Source organism: Anthropogastromicrobium aceti (genome assembly GCF_020687335.1).
In the GTDB taxonomy this organism is placed as follows: domain Bacteria; phylum Bacillota; class Clostridia; order Lachnospirales; family Lachnospiraceae; genus Anthropogastromicrobium; species Anthropogastromicrobium aceti.
On record NZ_JAJEQN010000043.1, the window covers coordinates 13,335 to 30,034 of the forward strand.

Below are 16,700 nucleotides of genomic sequence, written 5' to 3' on the forward strand. Positions count from 1 at the left end.
GAAAGAAAATAAAAGAAGGAAAATTTGCTAGAAAACCTAGGAAATAAGCCATTTCCTTTATTTTTGAAGTGTAATATTCGTACATCATTAATGTAATATTTTTATATTCTAACTGTAATTTTATTACAGTAATATTTTTACATTTAAACTGTAATTTTTATTACAGTAATTATTTTATATTAAAAGTATAATTTCTATTACAATAACATAGTAATTAAAATTATATTAACATTGTATATTGACTTTTTCTTTAATGTAATATATATTACATTAAAAGATGAATTATAGAGGCGATTGGAGGAATTGATTAATGAACAAAGAGGGGACTGAGGAGAATTTTTTAAGAGCAAAAAATACTGCTGTCTATGAATCTAATAATATGGTTACGGATGTTCAGAGTGGTGAAATTCTATATCAAGAGAAAAGTACAAGAGTTAAAACAAGTACTGAACCTGATTTTATCAAAGTGTATTATAAGGCTATGATGGCTGTAAATGCTATTTCTGAAATTCCTCTTGATTTTTTGCTAGCACTTAGCGCACAGATTGGTTTTACAAATGGAGATAAGATTATGTTTTACAATAATAAAACAACACGCCGAGCTATTTCTGAGTATTGTAATATTGGTGATAATATGACAGCAAAGTACATAAAACGTGCAGTTGAGAAGGGAATTCTTTTTTCAACACAAGATCGAGGCTCATATGAAGTAAATCCATGGTTAATCGCAAAGGGAAAATGGGAGCATATACGTGAGTTACAGGCAGCGTTCCAATTTGTAGATAAAAAGTGGATTCGAACCATAACGGAAGAAATTGAAACAAAATCGTAAAGTGACTTAAATGAGAATTTATAATTTGAAGAAAAGGAAAAGAATGATGTTGCATGCTTATAGTTCACTATATTTAGATAAATCATCTAGAACACTGGGAAATATGCTTCACGATGCAGTTATTGAGTTTGGTATGGATGGAACTGATTTTTTGAATCGCTTTATTCAATCGGATATTGCTGAACAATTTGAAAATGGAAATCCAAAATATATTGCTGGTAAGAGCGGGGCAGAGCTGTTTTTAGAAGTTGTAGAAAAGACTACTGGTGATAGTTATATTGAAAAAATGAAGCCTATTGAAGTGTATGATCGAAGTGATGTATATTGGGTGGGATGGATATTAGCTCATTATCAGTGGTACTCTGGTCGTACATTTAAAAGTATACTTGATACAATATCCTATCGTGAGCTACTTGGACTTTATGGAACACTTCATGAAGCGGATGTTCAAAAAAGTTACGAAGTGCTTGATGCTCATTTTTTTAATACTGAAAGTAAATTAAAAACAATAAGAAAACGTTGTGGTTTAACTCAAGAGGCACTTGCGAAGGTCGCTGATGTTTCTGTTAATACCATACGAGCATATGAACGCAAAAGTAAAGACTTAAATAAAGCGCAATTTGATATTATTATGCGACTTACCAGTGCGTTAAAATGTGACATCTCGGATTTGCTTGATTAAAAATAAAGGAAGATCAGAAATCATGAGTTCTCATTGAAAAAAAAGGATAAAAAATGAAGAGAAAAACGTAAGCACAACATGAGCGCTTACGTTTTTCTCTTTTATAGGAAATTTAAGGAAGCTAGAATAATTACCCCAGAATCTCCTTCAGGTCAGCTTCTGGTGTTGTAACAGGTGCGATTGCGAAATGTTCAACAAGATAATTTAAAACATTTGGAGAGAGGAAAGCTGGAAGTGTCGGTCCAAGCTTGATGTTTTTGATACCGAGGTGAAGCAGTGTAAGGAGGATGCAGACTGCCTTTTGCTCATACCAGGAGAGTATCATGGAGAGCGGCAGGTCATTCACGCCACATCCAAAGGCATCGGCAAGTGCGACAGCTACCTTGATGGCACTGTAGGCATCGTTACACTGTCCCATATCCATCAGGCGTGGGAAGGCTCCTATGGTACCAAGGTCGAGATCGTTGAATCGATATTTGCCGCAGGCGAGTGTTAGCACGATGCTGTCAGACGGTGTCTGCTTTACAAATTCGGTGTAATAGTTGCGGCCTGCGCGAGCACCATCACATCCGGCAACGAGGAAGAAATGGCGGATTGCGCCAGATTTTACGGCATCGATGATTTCGCCAGCAGAGGAAAGTATAGCATTGCGTGCAAAGCCAGTCATCACGCTAGAACCACCATTGATTCCGGTAAAGTGCTGATCCTTAGAGAAGCCACCAAGCTCAAGTGCCTTTTCGATGACTGGAGTGAAGTCTTTGTGACCATCTGTGGATGATGAAATAAATGGTGTATTCGGGAAGACAACGGCGCCGGTAGTGAAAACGCGGTCTTCATAGGAAGCCTTTGGCGGCATTAAGCAGTTTGTTGTAAATAGAATCGGTGCCGGAAGAGAAGCAAATTCCTTCTGCTGATTCTGCCATGCGGTACCGAAATTGCCCTTCAAGTGAGGGTACTTCTTAAGCTCTGGATAAGCGTGAGCCGGAAGCATCTCGCCGTGGGTGTAGATATTGATGCCCTTGTCCTTTGTCTGCTCAAGAAGCTGCTTGATATCTTCAAGATCGTGACCAGTTACAACAATGAATGGGCCTTTTTCAACAGTCAGGGAAACGGATACCGGTACCGGATCTCCGAAGGTCTCTGTGTTTGCACGGTCAAGAAGCTCCATGCAGGTTAGGTTGAAGCGGCCAACCTCCATAACAATCGGAAGAAGCTCGTTCATGCCCCAATCCTTAGACAGAGAGTCGAGTGCGGTTAAGAAAAACTGGTTTAAAGAAGCATCGGTGTAGCCGAGTGTCATTGCATGGTATGCGTAAGCTGCCATACCGCGCACACCAAACAGAATCAGAGACTTTAAGGAGCGAATGTCCTCGTTTGCATTCCAGATATTGTTCATATAATAATCAGAAACGATAGAAACATTGCAAGCGTTAGCTGTTTTTGTAGCAGCTGCGTGAATGCGTGCGGTCAGATTTTTGATAGAAGCATCATCGAAATTTACATTTGTAATGGTAGCAAATAGTCCTTCTAAGATCAGATGATTAATCTCATTCGCTAAAGATGCACTCAGATTGTTATTGGAATTTTTGCTTGAACAGGCAGCAGTGTTTGCAAGGGCGATTAAGGCTCCTGTTAACGTGTCCTGAAGCTTGGCTGTCATTGCGGACTTGCCACAGACACCTGCTCTAGTGCAGCCGGTGCATCCTGCGGTCTGCTCACACTGGAAGCAAAACATGCTGTTTGACGCATTTACGTTTGCTGTATTTGTCATATTCTGGCTCATATTTAAATCCTCCTAAAGTTTGTAGTGTAATTTTTCTTTTCGTGATGGACAAAGTATAGTATAATAATCAAAGATTGTCGGTTGAAATTTCAACGAAAAAAGAAAGTTTTATACGGAGGTGGATAGCAAATGAAAGAATATCTTCCTATTATAAAAGCACGATCAGGGCTGTTTCGCGGCATTGAGGAGAGTGAACTGGAAAAGCTGTTTGGCTGCCTGGAAGCGAGAAAGCAGACCTATCGAAAAGAAGAATATATTTTAAGAGAGGGCGAACAGACAAAAGTGCTGGGGCTTGTGCTGTCTGGAAGTGTTCTTATTGTTCAGGATGATGTCTGGGGCGGGCGAAATGTTCTTAGTGTGCTTGGGCCTGGTCAATGCTTTGCGGAGGTGTTTGCCTGTGTGCCGGGGAGTGTGCTAAATGTGAGCGTGGAGGCGAAGGAGGATACGACGGTTCTATTTTTGAATGTCGGACGAATTCTTTCGATTTGCCCAGACGGATGCAGTTTTCATGCACAGTTAATTCAAAATCTGCTGATTGATATGGCACAGAAAAATCGAAAGCTCAGCGAGAAAATTACGCATATGGCAAAACGTTCCACAAGGGAAAAGCTGCTGTCGTATCTGTCGGAGCAGGCTGTAAAAAATAAGTCTTCCGAATTTGAAATTCCTTATAACAGGCAGCAATTGGCGGATTATCTTGGCGTGGATAGAAGTGGTTTGTCTGTGCAGCTGTGCCGTCTGCGTGATGAGGGGATGCTGACTTTTCATAAAAATAAAATTCGGCTAATTTACAAGGACAGCATAGGTATGATATGATGAAGCAAGAGTCAAAAAGTCCATGGCGAAAGATAAATAATAATTAATGTCGTGGCTTTGTGGAAGCGAAAGGAGAATAAAACGAATATGAGATTTCCAGAGTTTTTAAAGAAAAATGGTACTATTGGATTTGTGGCACCGTCATTTGGATGTAATATTGAGCCTTATAAAACGTCATTTAATCATGCGCTTGAAAAGTTTCATGATATGGGGTATCAGACAATGCTTGGTCCAAACTGCTTTGAGGGAAGTGGAATAGGAATCAGCAATACGCCGGAAAAATGTGCAGCAGAGTTAAATAAGATGTATTTGTCAGATGAGGCAGATGCGCTGATTTCCTGCGGCGGCGGTGAGCTGATGTGCGAGATCTTGGATAATGTAGATTTTGATGCAATTAAGGCAGCAAAGCCAAAGTGGTATATGGGCTATTCAGATAATACAAACTTTACATTTTTATTGACTACAATATGCGATGTGGCATCCATTTATGGACCATGTGCCGGAACATTTGGTATGGAACCGTGGGATGAATCAATTGAAGATTGCTTTTCACTTTTTACAGGAAAGAAACTGATGATGCAGAGTTATCCGCTCTGGGAAAAGGAAGGGCTGCGCGATGAGGAGCATCCGCTTGAGCCATACAATCTGACGGAACAGAGTCTTGTGAGAGGTTTCCTGACACAAAAAGACCAGATGGGTGAGGTACGGGCATTTGAGACGGAAGGAACCATCGAATTTAAGGGCAGATTGATCGGCGGCTGCATGGATTGTCTTGTAAATTTAACGGGAACAAAGTTTGATCAGGTGAAGTTATTTAATGAGCGATACAAGGAGGATGGCATTATCTGGTATTTGGAATCGTGTGATTTGAATGTATTTGGTATTCGACGTGCAATTTGGCAGATGATTCATGCCGGATGGTTTGAGCATGTTAAGGGCTTTTTGATTGGACGTCCGCTTCATTTTGGTGAGGAAATGATTGGCTTAGATCAATATCACGCAGTGATTGATTTGTTAAAGGAATATCAGGTGCCAGTGCTGATGGATCTGGATATCGGTCATTTAGCACCGATGATGACGCTTATAAATGGAAGCACTGCATCTGTGTGTGCAGAAAACGGAAAAGTAAAGATCAATATGGAGCTTGTCTGAGTCATTGACACAAGGCAGAATGTCATGATAAAATAAACAAAATTGCTGTTTGTGCAGCATTAAAAAGGAGGATGGGCTTTTGAAACGAGAATCTTTTAAATCGCGCCTTGGTTTTTTGCTTGTAAGTGCGGGGTGTGCGATAGGAATTGGAAATGTCTGGCGTTTTCCGTATGTGACGGGACAAAATGGCGGAGGAATTTTCGTACTGTTTTACTTGATCTTTCTGGTGATAATGGGATTGCCAGTTCTGACAATGGAGCTGGCAGTTGGTCGTGCCAGCAGAAAGAGTGCGGTGCTTGGCTATAAGGCACTAGAGAAAAAAGGCAGCAAGTGGCATATCCATGGATGGGTGGCAATATTTGGCTGCTGCATGTTAATGATGTACTACACCACGGTATCTGGATGGATGGTTACATATTTCTTTAAGTTTTTGACAGGCAGCTTTAAGAGCGGAATGACAACTGAGGATACTGCGCAGGCATTTTCTAATTTGCTTGGAGATCCAAAGCAGATGGCATTTTGGATGATTTTAACAGTTGTAGTTGGTTTTCTTGTCTGCAGCAGAGGATTGCAGAATGGACTGGAGAAGATCAGCAAGTTTATGATGACTGCCCTTCTTTTGCTGATTGTTGTTCTTGCTGTGCATAGCCTTACATTGTCAAATGCAGCAGAGGGTGTAAAATTTTATCTTGTTCCAAATACAGAGGCTGTTGCAGCTGTAGGATTAAAAAATGTGATTACAGCAGCGATGAATCAGGCATTTTTTACGCTAAGTCTTGGCGTGGCAGCAATGGAAATTTTTGGAAGCTATATGGGAAAGGATCACACATTAGCAGGAGAGGGTGTACGAATTTGTGCACTTGATACATTTGTTGCAATTATGGCTGGTTTGATCATTTTCCCGGCATGTTTTAGCTATAACGTGGAAGTAAATGCAGGACCAAGTTTGATTTTTATTACATTGCCAAATGTTTTTATTAATATGTCAGGCGGACGCATTTGGGGAAGCTTGTTCTTTTTATTTATGACATTTGCAAGCTTTTCTACTGTGATTGCGGTATTTGAAAATATTATGTCATTCTGTATGGATATGTTTGGCTGGTCAAGAAATAAGGCTGCACTGATCAATTGCATCGTTATTTTGATTGCAAGTCTTCCGTGCGTGCTTGGCTATAATGTGTGGAGCAATTTGCATCTGATTGGAGGGCGCGATGTGCTTGACAGTGAAGACTTTATTGTCAGCAATTTGCTGCTTCCTATAGGTTCTTTAATTTACCTGCTGTTTTGCGTAACAAAGTGGGGCTGGGGATTTGAAAAATATTGTGAGGAAGCAAATACAGGAGATGGCATAAAAATTTCAAAGAAATTAAGGCCATATTTCCAGTTTATTCTTCCAATTTTGATTGTTTTTATTCTGATTCAGGGATTAATTTAAAAATAGTTGAAATTTATGAAAATAGAAAAATAGGTAACACAAAGAAGCGTATCGGTTAAAGTAATTTGACTGGTACGCTTTTTTATTGAAAAAAATTATATCACTTTAATCACCCATCAGGAATGTGTGGCTGGCTGCCTTTATATAGAGCATTTCGAAGCCAGCTGACAGGATCATAGATGGCACCATGTTCAGTTTCATTATTGTAAGCATCGATTACACCAATAATGGCATCAAAAGTTAAGCCAAGAAGCTCATTTTTCACAACCGCTTGAGGAATAGAGTCCTGTCCGATTTGAATATAGGCGCTTGGATCATTTAGCATATCATATAAAACAGAGAAAACAGTATCTAACACTTTTTGATCGTGTTCATTTTCAAGGAAATTTAGTCCGCCATACGGATTTTTAAAGCTGCAAATTAAATCATAGTTGAAGTATTGATATAAATAGTCCATGGAATATTCTTCTACATTTTTAGAAGGCATAACTTCCTCGGAGTCAGATGTATCTGAAAGCGATAGCTGTTCTTGTGAAGCGGCCTGTGAATTAGAAACAGTCTGTTCTGTTGGACTTTGTATTGTATAACCTGCAGCTCGAAGCAATTCTGCCATTTCTTCAAGTTCTTGTTTTGAAATCTCTTCTGAAAGTTCATCAGATGTTTCTGATTTCCAAATGTCAGGATCATCAGTAATAGTATAGGAGTTACTCATTCGTGCACCGTCAGCTGTATAGCGTGGGTGTCTGGAAATAAAATTTTTTTCTTCTAATGATTTAAGTGCATATCGGACAGTGCGCTCAGACAGACCGATTTTTTTCGATAATTTAGGAATGGATGGAAATGCAGTTCCATCATACCGCATCAATGTGATCATGACCAATTTCTCTTTTGAATTTAATCCTTCATAATCCAAAAAATCATTGTGGATCATCGTGAATGGGCGGCAGTTTTTAATCTGTACTTTGTCGTTCATGGTTAAAGTAGTACATGATACTGGTTAGCCGATCTTCCCCCAGTCATGATCTCTTCTCCTTTCCTAAATTTGTAATTTTTATATTGGCTTGAGTATACCATAATGGTAGGAGAAAAACAATAGCTTATTTAAAGGTACTGCATATTTTGCAGTGACACATGCAAAATATGCAGTACCACCTGCAAAATACGCAGTACCCCCTGCAAAATATGCAGTACCAAACAAAGTTATCCCCAAGTTATCCCCAGAGTTATCCCCAAAAAGGTGTTACCAACTGCAAAGTGTGCAGTACCTCCTGCAAAATATGCAGTACCCCATGTAAAATACGCAGTACCCCCTGCAAAATATGCAGTACCAAACAAAGTTATCCCCAAGTTATCCCCAGAGTTATCCCCAAAAAGGTGTTACCAACTGCAAAGTGTGCAGTACCCCATGCAAAATATACAGTACCCCATGCAAAATACGCAGTACCCCATGCAAAATACGCAGTACCCACTGCAAAATATGCAGTACAATCTGCAAAATACGCAGTATCAAACAAAGTTATCCCCAAGTTATCCCCAGAGTTATCCCCAATGGATCTGTCGAAGAAAAATAGACTTGAAAAATAAAAGTAAATGCTTTATACTCACATGAGTGATAAGATAAAATATTTTTTCGAAACAGCTAAGAAAAAGAAGGAAGGAGAGAAGTATGGCGACGCTAAAGGATGTGGCGAAGGCTTCCGGACTGACAGTAGGAACTGTTTCCAGAGTTTTGAATAATAGAGGCTATATAAGTGATAAAACAAGAGAGAAAGTGTATCAGGTAATGAAAGAGTTGAATTACCAGCCAAATGAAATGGCACGTTCACTTTCAAAGCAGAAGAATAATACAATAGGAATTATTTTACCGCAGATTGAGCATCCTTATTTTGCAAAGGTTCTGGGTCGGCTGGAAAAAGAGGCTTCTAAGCGTGGATATCGCACAACTGTATTTGTTTCTAAAAATAAGGAAGAACGCGAGGAAGAATGCATTGAAATGTGCAAAAGCGCAAGAGTGGCAGGAGTAGTGCTGTGCAGCGGCTGCTTTGGCACAGAAAAATTTACAGGACTTGATTTCCCATTAATTACATTAGAGAGATCCATTGATCAGGCAACATCAGGTATTGAATGTGACAACTATCAGGGTGGTGTAGTTGCAACGGAGTTATTAATTGAAAAGGGTTGCAAAAAACTTATGTATATTGGCGGAAGAAGTGCCGGTGATAGTATTGCTATGCCAGGCGATTATAGAGAAGTGGGCTTTAAAGATACATGTGAGAAGTATCATGTAGAGCATATGGTGATGGTGACAGATAAAGAACAATTTGATACGCTGGAGTACTATAGCTTTGTGAGAAACAAGCTTGAAAAAAATCCAGATGTAGATGGAGTATTTGCAAGCTCTGATATTATCGGTGCATATGTGCTTCAGGCTTGCCGCGACTTGTCAATTAGTGTTCCTCAGAATATGAAAATTGTGGGATTTGATGATGTTAATATTGCTCAATTTACGACACCTGGTCTGACAACAATTCATCAGCCGGTAGAGCAGATGGCAGAGCAGGCAATTTCGGACATTGCGATGATAGATGCTGGCAAGGTGGTGCCTTCAAGAACGGTATTTCCGGTAACGCTTGTTGAGCGCGGAACGACTTGAGTTAACAGCTGCGAAGCAGTGATTAAGCCCTAAGGGGCTGTTTTGCGCATGATAGGCGCGAGCGAGCTGTTTCTTACCAATATAATCTAATATAGCAATTTTATACAAACATATCGAAAAAGAGTTATTACATAGTGAGTAGAGTACTTGCATGCATAACTCTTTTTTTGTGAATATTAGATATGTACACAAGTCGTCACAAGAAAGAATATCGCAAGCGGTTGCGATAAACAATTTAAAAAGTTTTTTGAAAAAATAGCGTAATTAACTTATTTCATTGAACATTAAATAAAATTCAAAAAAAACATAATTGACATAATACACAAAACAAAAAAGGCATAATCGTATAATTTTAACAAAATATATTTTAATAAAAGAAAAACTATGATAACCGCTTGACATGTTAAAAGTGCAGTGCTAGAATGAAGACACAAACAAAGAAATGCCCACATACGAGATAGGGGCACAAAATAGGAGGAATAAAAAATGAGAAGAAAAGCAACACTCGCAATTACACTTGCGGCAGCAATGGCAGCAACAGCAGTTCCTGCAATGGCAGATGATAAGGTAAGCATTACCATTTTCAATTCCAAGATGGAGATTCAGAGCCAGTTTGAAGAGATGGCAGAAAAGTATGCTGAGGATAATGGAATCAATATTGAGGTTTACTACTCAAATGATACAGTAGCAGCTCATCTGGCTACCAAGTATTCATCTGGAGATCCATATACATTAGCAATGGTAGATGCAAAGGATGTCTACTCACTGGCAAAAGATCATGCAATTGATATGAGCGATCAGGAGTGGGTAAAGAATACTAACTATGCAATCGGAATTGATGATCAGATCAATGGTTTCCCTATGTGTGTTGAGGCTCGTGGACTGATTTACAATGCAGATGCGATCGAAGCAATTACTGGTGAAACATTTAACCCAGAAGATTACAAGACACTTGATTCCTTTAAGGAACTGATTGAGCAGTTAAAGGAAGGCGGTATGGAGACGCCTACTGGTATCATGAAGGAGGATTGGTCTTTAGGAGGTCACTTTCTGTCACAGGTATCAGAGGAGCAGCCGGATGTAGAGGAGTTTATTACAAAGCTTCATGAGGGTGAAGCAGATCTGATTAATAATGAGAAATTCAATTCTCTGATGGATTTCTTTGATGTAATGAAGGAGAACAACTACGCAAAGGATTCTGCAATCGCAGCTGAGCGTGAAGTAACTGAGATGATGTTAGCTGAGGGAGAAATCGCCTTTATGTACGGTGGTAACTGGGATTGGTCCGTAATCAACGCATATGATTACACTGAGAACATGGGTATGATGCCAATTCCGCAAAACACAGATGACGGCACTAACGAGAAGCTTGTAGGTGGCGGTTCTAAGTATTTTATGATTGATTCTTCTGATACTACAACAGATGAGCAGCGTCAGGCAGCACTAGATTTCTTAGAGTGGCTTGCAGATTCTGAAGAAGGTCAGAAGTTCATCACAGAAGACTGTGCACTTGTTCCTGCATTCTCCAATAATGAGAATGAAGTAGCAGATCCTCTTGGAAAGTCTGTTAAGAAGTATGCAGATGAGGGTGCTATGATTGATAACTACAACTACATGCCAGATGATCACATCTCTCTGTGTGGTGCAATCTTCCAGAAGTATCTTGCAGGACAGATGGATCGTGCAGAGTTTGCAACTGAGATTGAGGATTACTGGAAGTCAGCAGACGTTGTAGAGCACTGATAATGTCAAACATTTGATAGATGATGCTTCCTTATAATATAATAGGAAGGAAGACATTACCCCTATAGAGGCTGTCCGCCGCTGACAGGCAGCGGACAGTCTCATGATTTTCTTGATGATAAAACGAATACAGGGAAGGGGATCGTGATCATGGATAGAAACACGACAAAATATAAAGTAAAGCAGTACATAATGTTCGCTGGTATCTCCACTGTACTGTTTGCTGCAGTAGTAATTATTCCGTTTATCTACGGTTTATATTTGACCTTTACAAGCTGGGATGGTATTTCAAAGGATAAGCAGTTTGTCGGTTTTGCAAATTATATTGCAACGTTTAAAGATATTGCCTACTGGCAGGCACTTGGAAGAACAGTTATATATTCTGTTATTTCCGTTGTTCTGGTAAATGTGGTTGCATTTTTCCTAGCATATTTGCTGACTAGCGGTATTAAAGGACAGAACTTCTTCCGTGCAGGCTTCTTTATTCCAAACCTGATCGGTGGTATTGTTCTTGGTTATGTATGGAAGTTTGTTTTTAACAGAGCATTTGTATCAATTGGAAAGGCAGTTTCTATTGGTGCGCTTTCAAATTCCTGGCTGGCAACACCGAGCGGTGCAATGGCATGTTTGATTATTGTTTCTGTATGGCAGTATGCCGGTTACATGATGTTAATTTATGTTGCCGGATTTATGAGTGTACCGAAGAGCTTAAAGGAAGCTGCTCAGATTGATGGATGTACTAGTTTTCAGGCAACAGTTAATATTATCATCCCACTTATGAGAGCTTCATTTGTACAGTGCTTGTTCCTTACAATCACCAGATGCTTCATGGTATATGATGTAAACCTGTCTTTGACAAAGGGTGAGCCATTCAATTCTTCTGTAATGGCAGCAATGCATGTATATAATCAGGCATTTACTTATAAGAATTATGGTCTTGGACAGGCTGAGGCACTTGTACTGTTTATCGTCTGCGCAATCGTAGGTGTGACACAGGTTTATATTGGTAAGAAAGGGGAGGTGGCAGCATAATGGAAGAAAATAAAAAAGCGGCACAGAAAAAGAAAATTAGCCATGCCATTATAATGGTTGTTTTAATCCTCCTGTTTCTGATGTTTATCTTTCCGTTTATTCTCGTTATTATTAATGCATTTAAGACAAAGGGTGACATTATGTCTGACCCGATGGCACTAGTTGGTTCTCATGGATTTATTGTAACAAACTTCTCTGATGCGATGAAGAAGATGAATTTTACAACATCTTTTACCAACTCACTGATCATCACAGTTTCAGCAACAATTGGAACTATTCTTTTGTCTGCAATGACCGCATTTGTAATTGTAAGAAACAATTGGAAGGCATGTAAGCTTCTGTTTACATTAATGATTGCATCTATGGTAATTCCATTCCAGGTTTTGATGATTCCGTTAGTATCATTATATGGTGGTATCTTTGGAGTTTTAAATAGCCGTGTGACCTTAATCCTTATGCATATCGGATTTTCACTTTCAATGGCAACATTCATGTTCCATGGAGCAATTCATACGAATATTCCGTTAGAGCTTGAGGAAGCGGCATTTTTGGATGGCTGCAGCAACTGGCAGACATACTGGAAAATCGTATTTCCACTGTTAAAGCCAACGATTGCAACTGTAGCAATTATTGATGCAATGGCATTCTGGAACGATTATCTTCTTCCGAGCCTTGTACTTGGTCGTAAGGAGCTTTATACACTTCCAATTGCAACACAGGCGTTTTATGGAACTTACTCTACGGATATGGGCCTGGTAATGGCTGCTCTGCTGTTAGCAATGCTGCCGATTTTGATTTTATATCTGTTCTTGCAGCGCTACATTGTTGAGGGCGTTACCTCCGGTGCAGTAAAGGGATAATTTAGTGTTTATTTATAAGGGGTCCAAAATACAGTTTGTTTTGGACCCCATTTCTTTTTAACGATGAGAAAAGGAGATAAGTGAGAGCGCAGGTGCTCAAACTTTAACAAATAATATGGAAACAATATATAAGGAACGCTTTGAGCAAAAGAAGGATGAGCTTCATGATCTTTATATGCAATTATATGGAAATGATGCAATGTTTGCAGAGCTGTGCGAGCATTTGTACGCATTTTATAAGGAGAGAAGTGAGAAGTTAAAGACGCTTGATAAAAAGCGTGAAGCTGATCCTAATTGGTACAAAAAAAATGATATGCTTGGCATGATGTTTTATATTGACAATTTTGCTGGCAACATGAAGGGTGTACAGGGAAAGCTGGATTATCTGGAAAAGAATAATGTTAATTATATTCATTTGATGCCATTTCTTGATACACCAAAAGGACGCTCTGATGGAGGTTATGCAGTAGCTGATTTTAGAAAGGTTCAGGAAAATTTAGGTTCCATGGAAGACCTTGAGAATTTGACTAATGCCTGCCATGAGAAGGGAATCAGTGTTTGTATGGATTTTGTTATGAACCACACTTCAGAGGATCATGAATGGGCAAAGAAGGCACGTCAGGGAGATGGAGAATATATGAGCCGCTATTTCTTTTTTGATAATGCGGTTATTCCATCTGAATATGAAAAGACAGTTCCGCAGGTATTCCCGACGACTGCACCTGGCAACTTTACATGGCTTCCAGAAATTGGTCACTATGTAATGACGACATTTTATCCTTACCAGTGGGATCTCAATTACAAGAATCCAAGAGTATTCAATGAAATGATGTATAATTTCCTCTATCTGGCAAACAAGGGAATTGATATCATTCGAATTGATGCAGTGCCATATATATGGAAGGAACTCCATACGACATGCAGAAATCTGCCGCAGGTACATACAATTGTGCGTATGATGAGACTGATCGGAGAACTTGTCTGCCCTGGCATTTTGCTTTTGGGTGAGGTAGTAATGGAGCCGGAAAAGGTTGTTCCATACTTTGGAACTGTAGAAAAGCCAGAGTGTCATATGCTGTATAATGTAACAACAATGGCTACCACATGGCATACTGTAGCAACAAGAGATGTCAGTCTGTTAAAGAAGCAGCTTGATATTGTAAATCGTCTTCCAAAGGACTATGTTTTCTTAAATTATCTGCGCTGCCATGATGATATTGGCTGGGGACTTGATTTTGCAACTTTGCAGCAGGAAGGCATTCAGGAACGTGCGCATAAGCAGTATTTGAATGATTATTTTAGAGGCTATGCCGGTTACAGCAACAGCCGCGGTGTTCTCTATAATGAGGATCCGGTGACTGGTGATGCAAGATTTTGTGGAACAACTGCTTCAATGTGCGGTATTGAAAAGGCAAGCTATCAGCACGATAAAGAGGCACTTGAGAAGGCCATTCGAATGGATGTAATGCTTCATGCATATATGTTTATGCAGTCTGGAATCCCTGTGCTTTATAGTGGAGATGAAATTGGCCAGTTAAATGATTATGCTTATAGGGATGATCCTGATAAGGCACCAGATTCACGTTATGTTCACCGTGGTGCAATGAATTGGGAAGAGGCTGCAAAGAGCAGTGATCAAACGACTATTCCAGGTCAGATTTCTTCAAAGCTTAATCAGCTTGAGAAGCTTCGTAAATCTGAGAAGGCATTTATGAGCAATGCGGATACATGGACTGTTGAAACATGGGATAAGAGCATTCTTTGTATCGGCCGTTATTATGATGGCGATAAGATATATGGCTTATTCAACTTTAGTGAATTTGATAAGACGGCTTGGATCAATGAGAGAGACGGTCTGTACTGTGATCTTTTAACTGGAACATTAATGGAGGCAGCTGGAGTCAATATTCCGGCATATGGCTATATGTGGCTGAAGAAGGTTCGATAAGAACAAAAGAGTACAATTGTATATAATGATTCTGAAAAAAGATAAGTAAAATCAAAATCAGATAAGAAAAAGCGTACCTTCCAGGATAAACTGGCGGATACGCTTTTTTGATTGTTTTAGAAACCAATTCCAACGGCAATCAGAATAGTTATGATTGCACCAATCATCAAAATACCGAGGAATTTCCACATGAATTTAATCCAGTTGGACCACTCAATTTTTGCAATTGCCAGAGAACCGATCAAACATCCAGAGGTTGGAACGATCAGGTTGGTGAATGCATCACCAAGCTGGAATGCAAGAACAGAGGTCTGACGGGAAACACCAAGAAGATCAGCAAGTGGTGCCATGATCGGCATGGTGATTGCAGCTTGTCCAGAACCTGATACGACAAAGAAGTTAAATACGGACTGGAAAAGATACATAAGTACAGCGGCAAATGCACCGGAAAGTCCTGAGAGTGCCTGAGAAATTCCGTACATGACTGTGTTGATAACGGTTGGTGTGGTCGGGTCGGAGCCGCCAAGAACCTGCATGATACCCTGTGCCATTGCGACAACAAGTGCTGCACCTATAAGATCCTTTGCACCATCTTTAAATGAAGATGCAATGTCGTTTAGCTTCATATTATTTAAGTGGAAAACAACGCCGATAACACCAGAAACGATTCCCATGATGAAAAACTGAGTAGCGATTTCTGCCATATAGTAGCCCTTTACCATGACACCCCAGATAACCCAGATGACAGTAGCAGCAAGTGTCAGAAGTACTAAGATGTGGCCGATGCCAAAATCGTGTCCATCGTCAAGTCCTGTTTTTTCGTTTTGATCACGGAAATACTGATCGCTTTCGTAGGCAACAGAGATAGTAGGTGTTTTCTTTACCTTGGATGCGTAGAACATTGTCATTCCACAGCCAAGTGCGGTGAAGACAACCCACATAACCATACGAAAACCAGCGCCAGAGAATACGTCAATTCCAGCAATTCCCTGAGCAACACCAACAGAGAATGGATTCATCCATGAGGAACCGAAGCCGATCTGTGTAGCAACATAGGTGACAAGTACTGCAATTACGGTGTCGTATCCTACTGCAACAAACAGCGGACAGAGAATCATCGTAAATGGAAGTGCTTCCTCGCCCATTCCAAAGACAGCACCTCCTAATGAAAACAGTACAAACAGCACTGGAATTAACAGCTTTTCAGCTCCCTTTGCTTTGCGAATTAATCCAATTAAGCCGGATTCGAGTGCACCAGTTTTGATCATGATTCCAAATGCACCGCCGACAACTAATAGGAATGCTATGATATCCATCGCGGAGCTATTGACGATTCCGTTGTACATGTAGTTAAAGAAACCGGTTCCACCGTCACCACTGAATAATGAGACACCTTCTGTTACGACCTTTCCAGCATCATCTCTTAAATACTGAAAGCTTCCGTCTTTGATGACGGTACGTGTTTTTTCTACACCATTAATCATGTACGAAACGTCCTGTGTTTCGTAGTAGCCCTTTGGAACAAGGAACGTTAAAATTGCAGCCAGAACAACTACAAAAAAGATAATGATGTAAGTGTCTGGTACGGTAAAGCCCTTGTTAAAAGATTTTAAACCTTCTCCTTTTTTGTGGCTCATAGTTGAGTCTCCCTTCATTTGATATGTAATGATATCAGGGTCAAAAGCTTCAAAAGCCGTTCGTGCTTGCACGATTAGGTTTTTGAGCTTGGGACCCGCAAAAACATGAGGATGCAGCGATTTTCAA

At 39.9% G+C, this 16,700-nt stretch carries 13 protein-coding genes; 10 read left to right on the forward strand and 3 right to left on the reverse strand.

All coding sequences use genetic code 11. The features are described from left to right. The first annotated feature begins 310 nt into the window (after window positions 1-310). On the forward strand, window positions 311-832 hold the full coding sequence (locus LKD48_RS13640; protein ID WP_308732296.1) for a hypothetical protein: 522 nt from the start codon (window positions 311-313) through the stop codon (window positions 830-832). A gap of 43 nt (window positions 833-875) precedes the next feature. After that, the gene (locus LKD48_RS13645) at window positions 876-1,514 is read left to right on the forward strand and encodes a helix-turn-helix domain-containing protein (protein ID WP_308732297.1); all 639 of its coding nucleotides are present in this window, start codon (window positions 876-878) and stop codon (window positions 1,512-1,514) included. A 130-nt stretch (window positions 1,515-1,644) separates the two neighbouring features. Here the strand turns inward: LKD48_RS13645 and hcp are convergent, their stop codons facing one another. Further along, on the reverse strand, window positions 1,645-3,249 hold the full coding sequence (hcp, locus tag LKD48_RS13650; protein ID WP_308732304.1) for a hydroxylamine reductase: 1,605 nt from the start codon (window positions 3,247-3,249) through the stop codon (window positions 1,645-1,647). A gap of 177 nt (window positions 3,250-3,426) precedes the next feature. Here hcp and LKD48_RS13655 point away from each other — a divergent pair, with 177 nt between their 5' ends. From LKD48_RS13655 to LKD48_RS13665, 3 genes are all read left to right on the forward strand, one after another. Next, a complete protein-coding gene (locus LKD48_RS13655) occupies window positions 3,427-4,113 on the forward strand; it encodes a Crp/Fnr family transcriptional regulator (RefSeq protein WP_308732298.1) in 687 nt (228 codons plus the stop codon). Window positions 4,114-4,200: 87 nt separating this feature from the next. Further along, window positions 4,201-5,265, forward strand: coding sequence for a S66 family peptidase (locus LKD48_RS13660; protein ID WP_308732299.1), 1,065 nt, complete (start codon window positions 4,201-4,203; stop codon window positions 5,263-5,265). 79 nt (window positions 5,266-5,344) lie between these two features. Next, a complete protein-coding gene (locus LKD48_RS13665; RefSeq protein WP_262535891.1) occupies window positions 5,345-6,700 on the forward strand; it encodes a sodium-dependent transporter in 1,356 nt (451 codons plus the stop codon). A gap of 109 nt (window positions 6,701-6,809) precedes the next feature. Here LKD48_RS13665 and LKD48_RS13670 read toward each other — a convergent pair whose 3' ends face one another. Beyond that, complete coding sequence (locus tag LKD48_RS13670; RefSeq protein WP_308732300.1) at window positions 6,810-7,673, reverse strand: helix-turn-helix domain-containing protein; 864 nt, start codon at window positions 7,671-7,673, stop codon at window positions 6,810-6,812. A gap of 693 nt (window positions 7,674-8,366) precedes the next feature. On the opposite strand from LKD48_RS13670, the gene LKD48_RS13675 reads away from it, so the two are divergent. The 5 genes from LKD48_RS13675 (at window position 8,367) to LKD48_RS13695 (ending at window position 14,936) form a co-directional block, all read left to right on the forward strand. Then, window positions 8,367-9,353 carry a LacI family DNA-binding transcriptional regulator gene (locus tag LKD48_RS13675; RefSeq protein ID WP_308732301.1) on the forward strand — a complete coding sequence of 329 codons (987 nt, stop codon included), beginning with the start codon at window positions 8,367-8,369 and terminating at the stop codon, window positions 9,351-9,353. Window positions 9,354-9,839: 486 nt separating this feature from the next. Next, entirely contained in the window at window positions 9,840-11,096 is a 1,257-nt protein-coding gene (locus LKD48_RS13680; RefSeq protein WP_308732302.1) for an ABC transporter substrate-binding protein, read from the forward strand. Between the two features lie 150 nt (window positions 11,097-11,246). Continuing rightward, window positions 11,247-12,128 carry a carbohydrate ABC transporter permease gene (locus tag LKD48_RS13685; RefSeq protein ID WP_066561102.1) on the forward strand — a complete coding sequence of 294 codons (882 nt, stop codon included), beginning with the start codon at window positions 11,247-11,249 and terminating at the stop codon, window positions 12,126-12,128. Next, entirely contained in the window at window positions 12,128-12,988 is an 861-nt protein-coding gene (locus tag LKD48_RS13690; RefSeq protein ID WP_066561034.1) for a carbohydrate ABC transporter permease, read from the forward strand. The genes LKD48_RS13685 and LKD48_RS13690 overlap by 1 nt, the downstream gene beginning before the upstream one ends. Window positions 12,989-13,103: 115 nt before the next feature. After that, the gene (locus LKD48_RS13695; protein WP_308732303.1) at window positions 13,104-14,936 is read left to right on the forward strand and encodes an alpha-amylase family protein; all 1,833 of its coding nucleotides are present in this window, start codon (window positions 13,104-13,106) and stop codon (window positions 14,934-14,936) included. A gap of 116 nt (window positions 14,937-15,052) precedes the next feature. Here LKD48_RS13695 and yfcC read toward each other — a convergent pair whose 3' ends face one another. Next, window positions 15,053-16,573, reverse strand: a complete 1,521-nt coding sequence (gene yfcC, locus LKD48_RS13700; RefSeq protein ID WP_262535896.1) for a putative basic amino acid antiporter YfcC — start codon at window positions 16,571-16,573, stop codon at window positions 15,053-15,055. Between the last annotated feature and the right edge of the window lie 127 nt (window positions 16,574-16,700).

Coding starts and splice junctions, on each gene's coding strand:
- LKD48_RS13670 (WP_308732300.1), bottom strand. CDS start 7,673: ATGAACGACAAAGTACAGATTAAAAACTGCCGCCCATTCACGATGATC.
- hcp (WP_308732304.1), bottom strand. CDS start 3,249: ATGTTTTGCTTCCAGTGTGAGCAGACCGCAGGATGCACCGGCTGCACT.
- LKD48_RS13690 (WP_066561034.1), top strand. CDS start 12,128: ATGGAAGAAAATAAAAAAGCGGCACAGAAAAAGAAAATTAGCCATGCC.
- LKD48_RS13640 (WP_308732296.1), top strand. CDS start 311: ATGAACAAAGAGGGGACTGAGGAGAATTTTTTAAGAGCAAAAAATACT.
- LKD48_RS13685 (WP_066561102.1), top strand. CDS start 11,247: ATGGATAGAAACACGACAAAATATAAAGTAAAGCAGTACATAATGTTC.
- LKD48_RS13655 (WP_308732298.1), top strand. CDS start 3,427: ATGAAAGAATATCTTCCTATTATAAAAGCACGATCAGGGCTGTTTCGC.
- LKD48_RS13695 (WP_308732303.1), top strand. CDS start 13,104: ATGGAAACAATATATAAGGAACGCTTTGAGCAAAAGAAGGATGAGCTT.
- LKD48_RS13680 (WP_308732302.1), top strand. CDS start 9,840: ATGAGAAGAAAAGCAACACTCGCAATTACACTTGCGGCAGCAATGGCA.
- LKD48_RS13660 (WP_308732299.1), top strand. CDS start 4,201: ATGAGATTTCCAGAGTTTTTAAAGAAAAATGGTACTATTGGATTTGTG.
- yfcC (WP_262535896.1), bottom strand. CDS start 16,573: ATGAGCCACAAAAAAGGAGAAGGTTTAAAATCTTTTAACAAGGGCTTT.
- LKD48_RS13675 (WP_308732301.1), top strand. CDS start 8,367: ATGGCGACGCTAAAGGATGTGGCGAAGGCTTCCGGACTGACAGTAGGA.
- LKD48_RS13645 (WP_308732297.1), top strand. CDS start 876: ATGATGTTGCATGCTTATAGTTCACTATATTTAGATAAATCATCTAGA.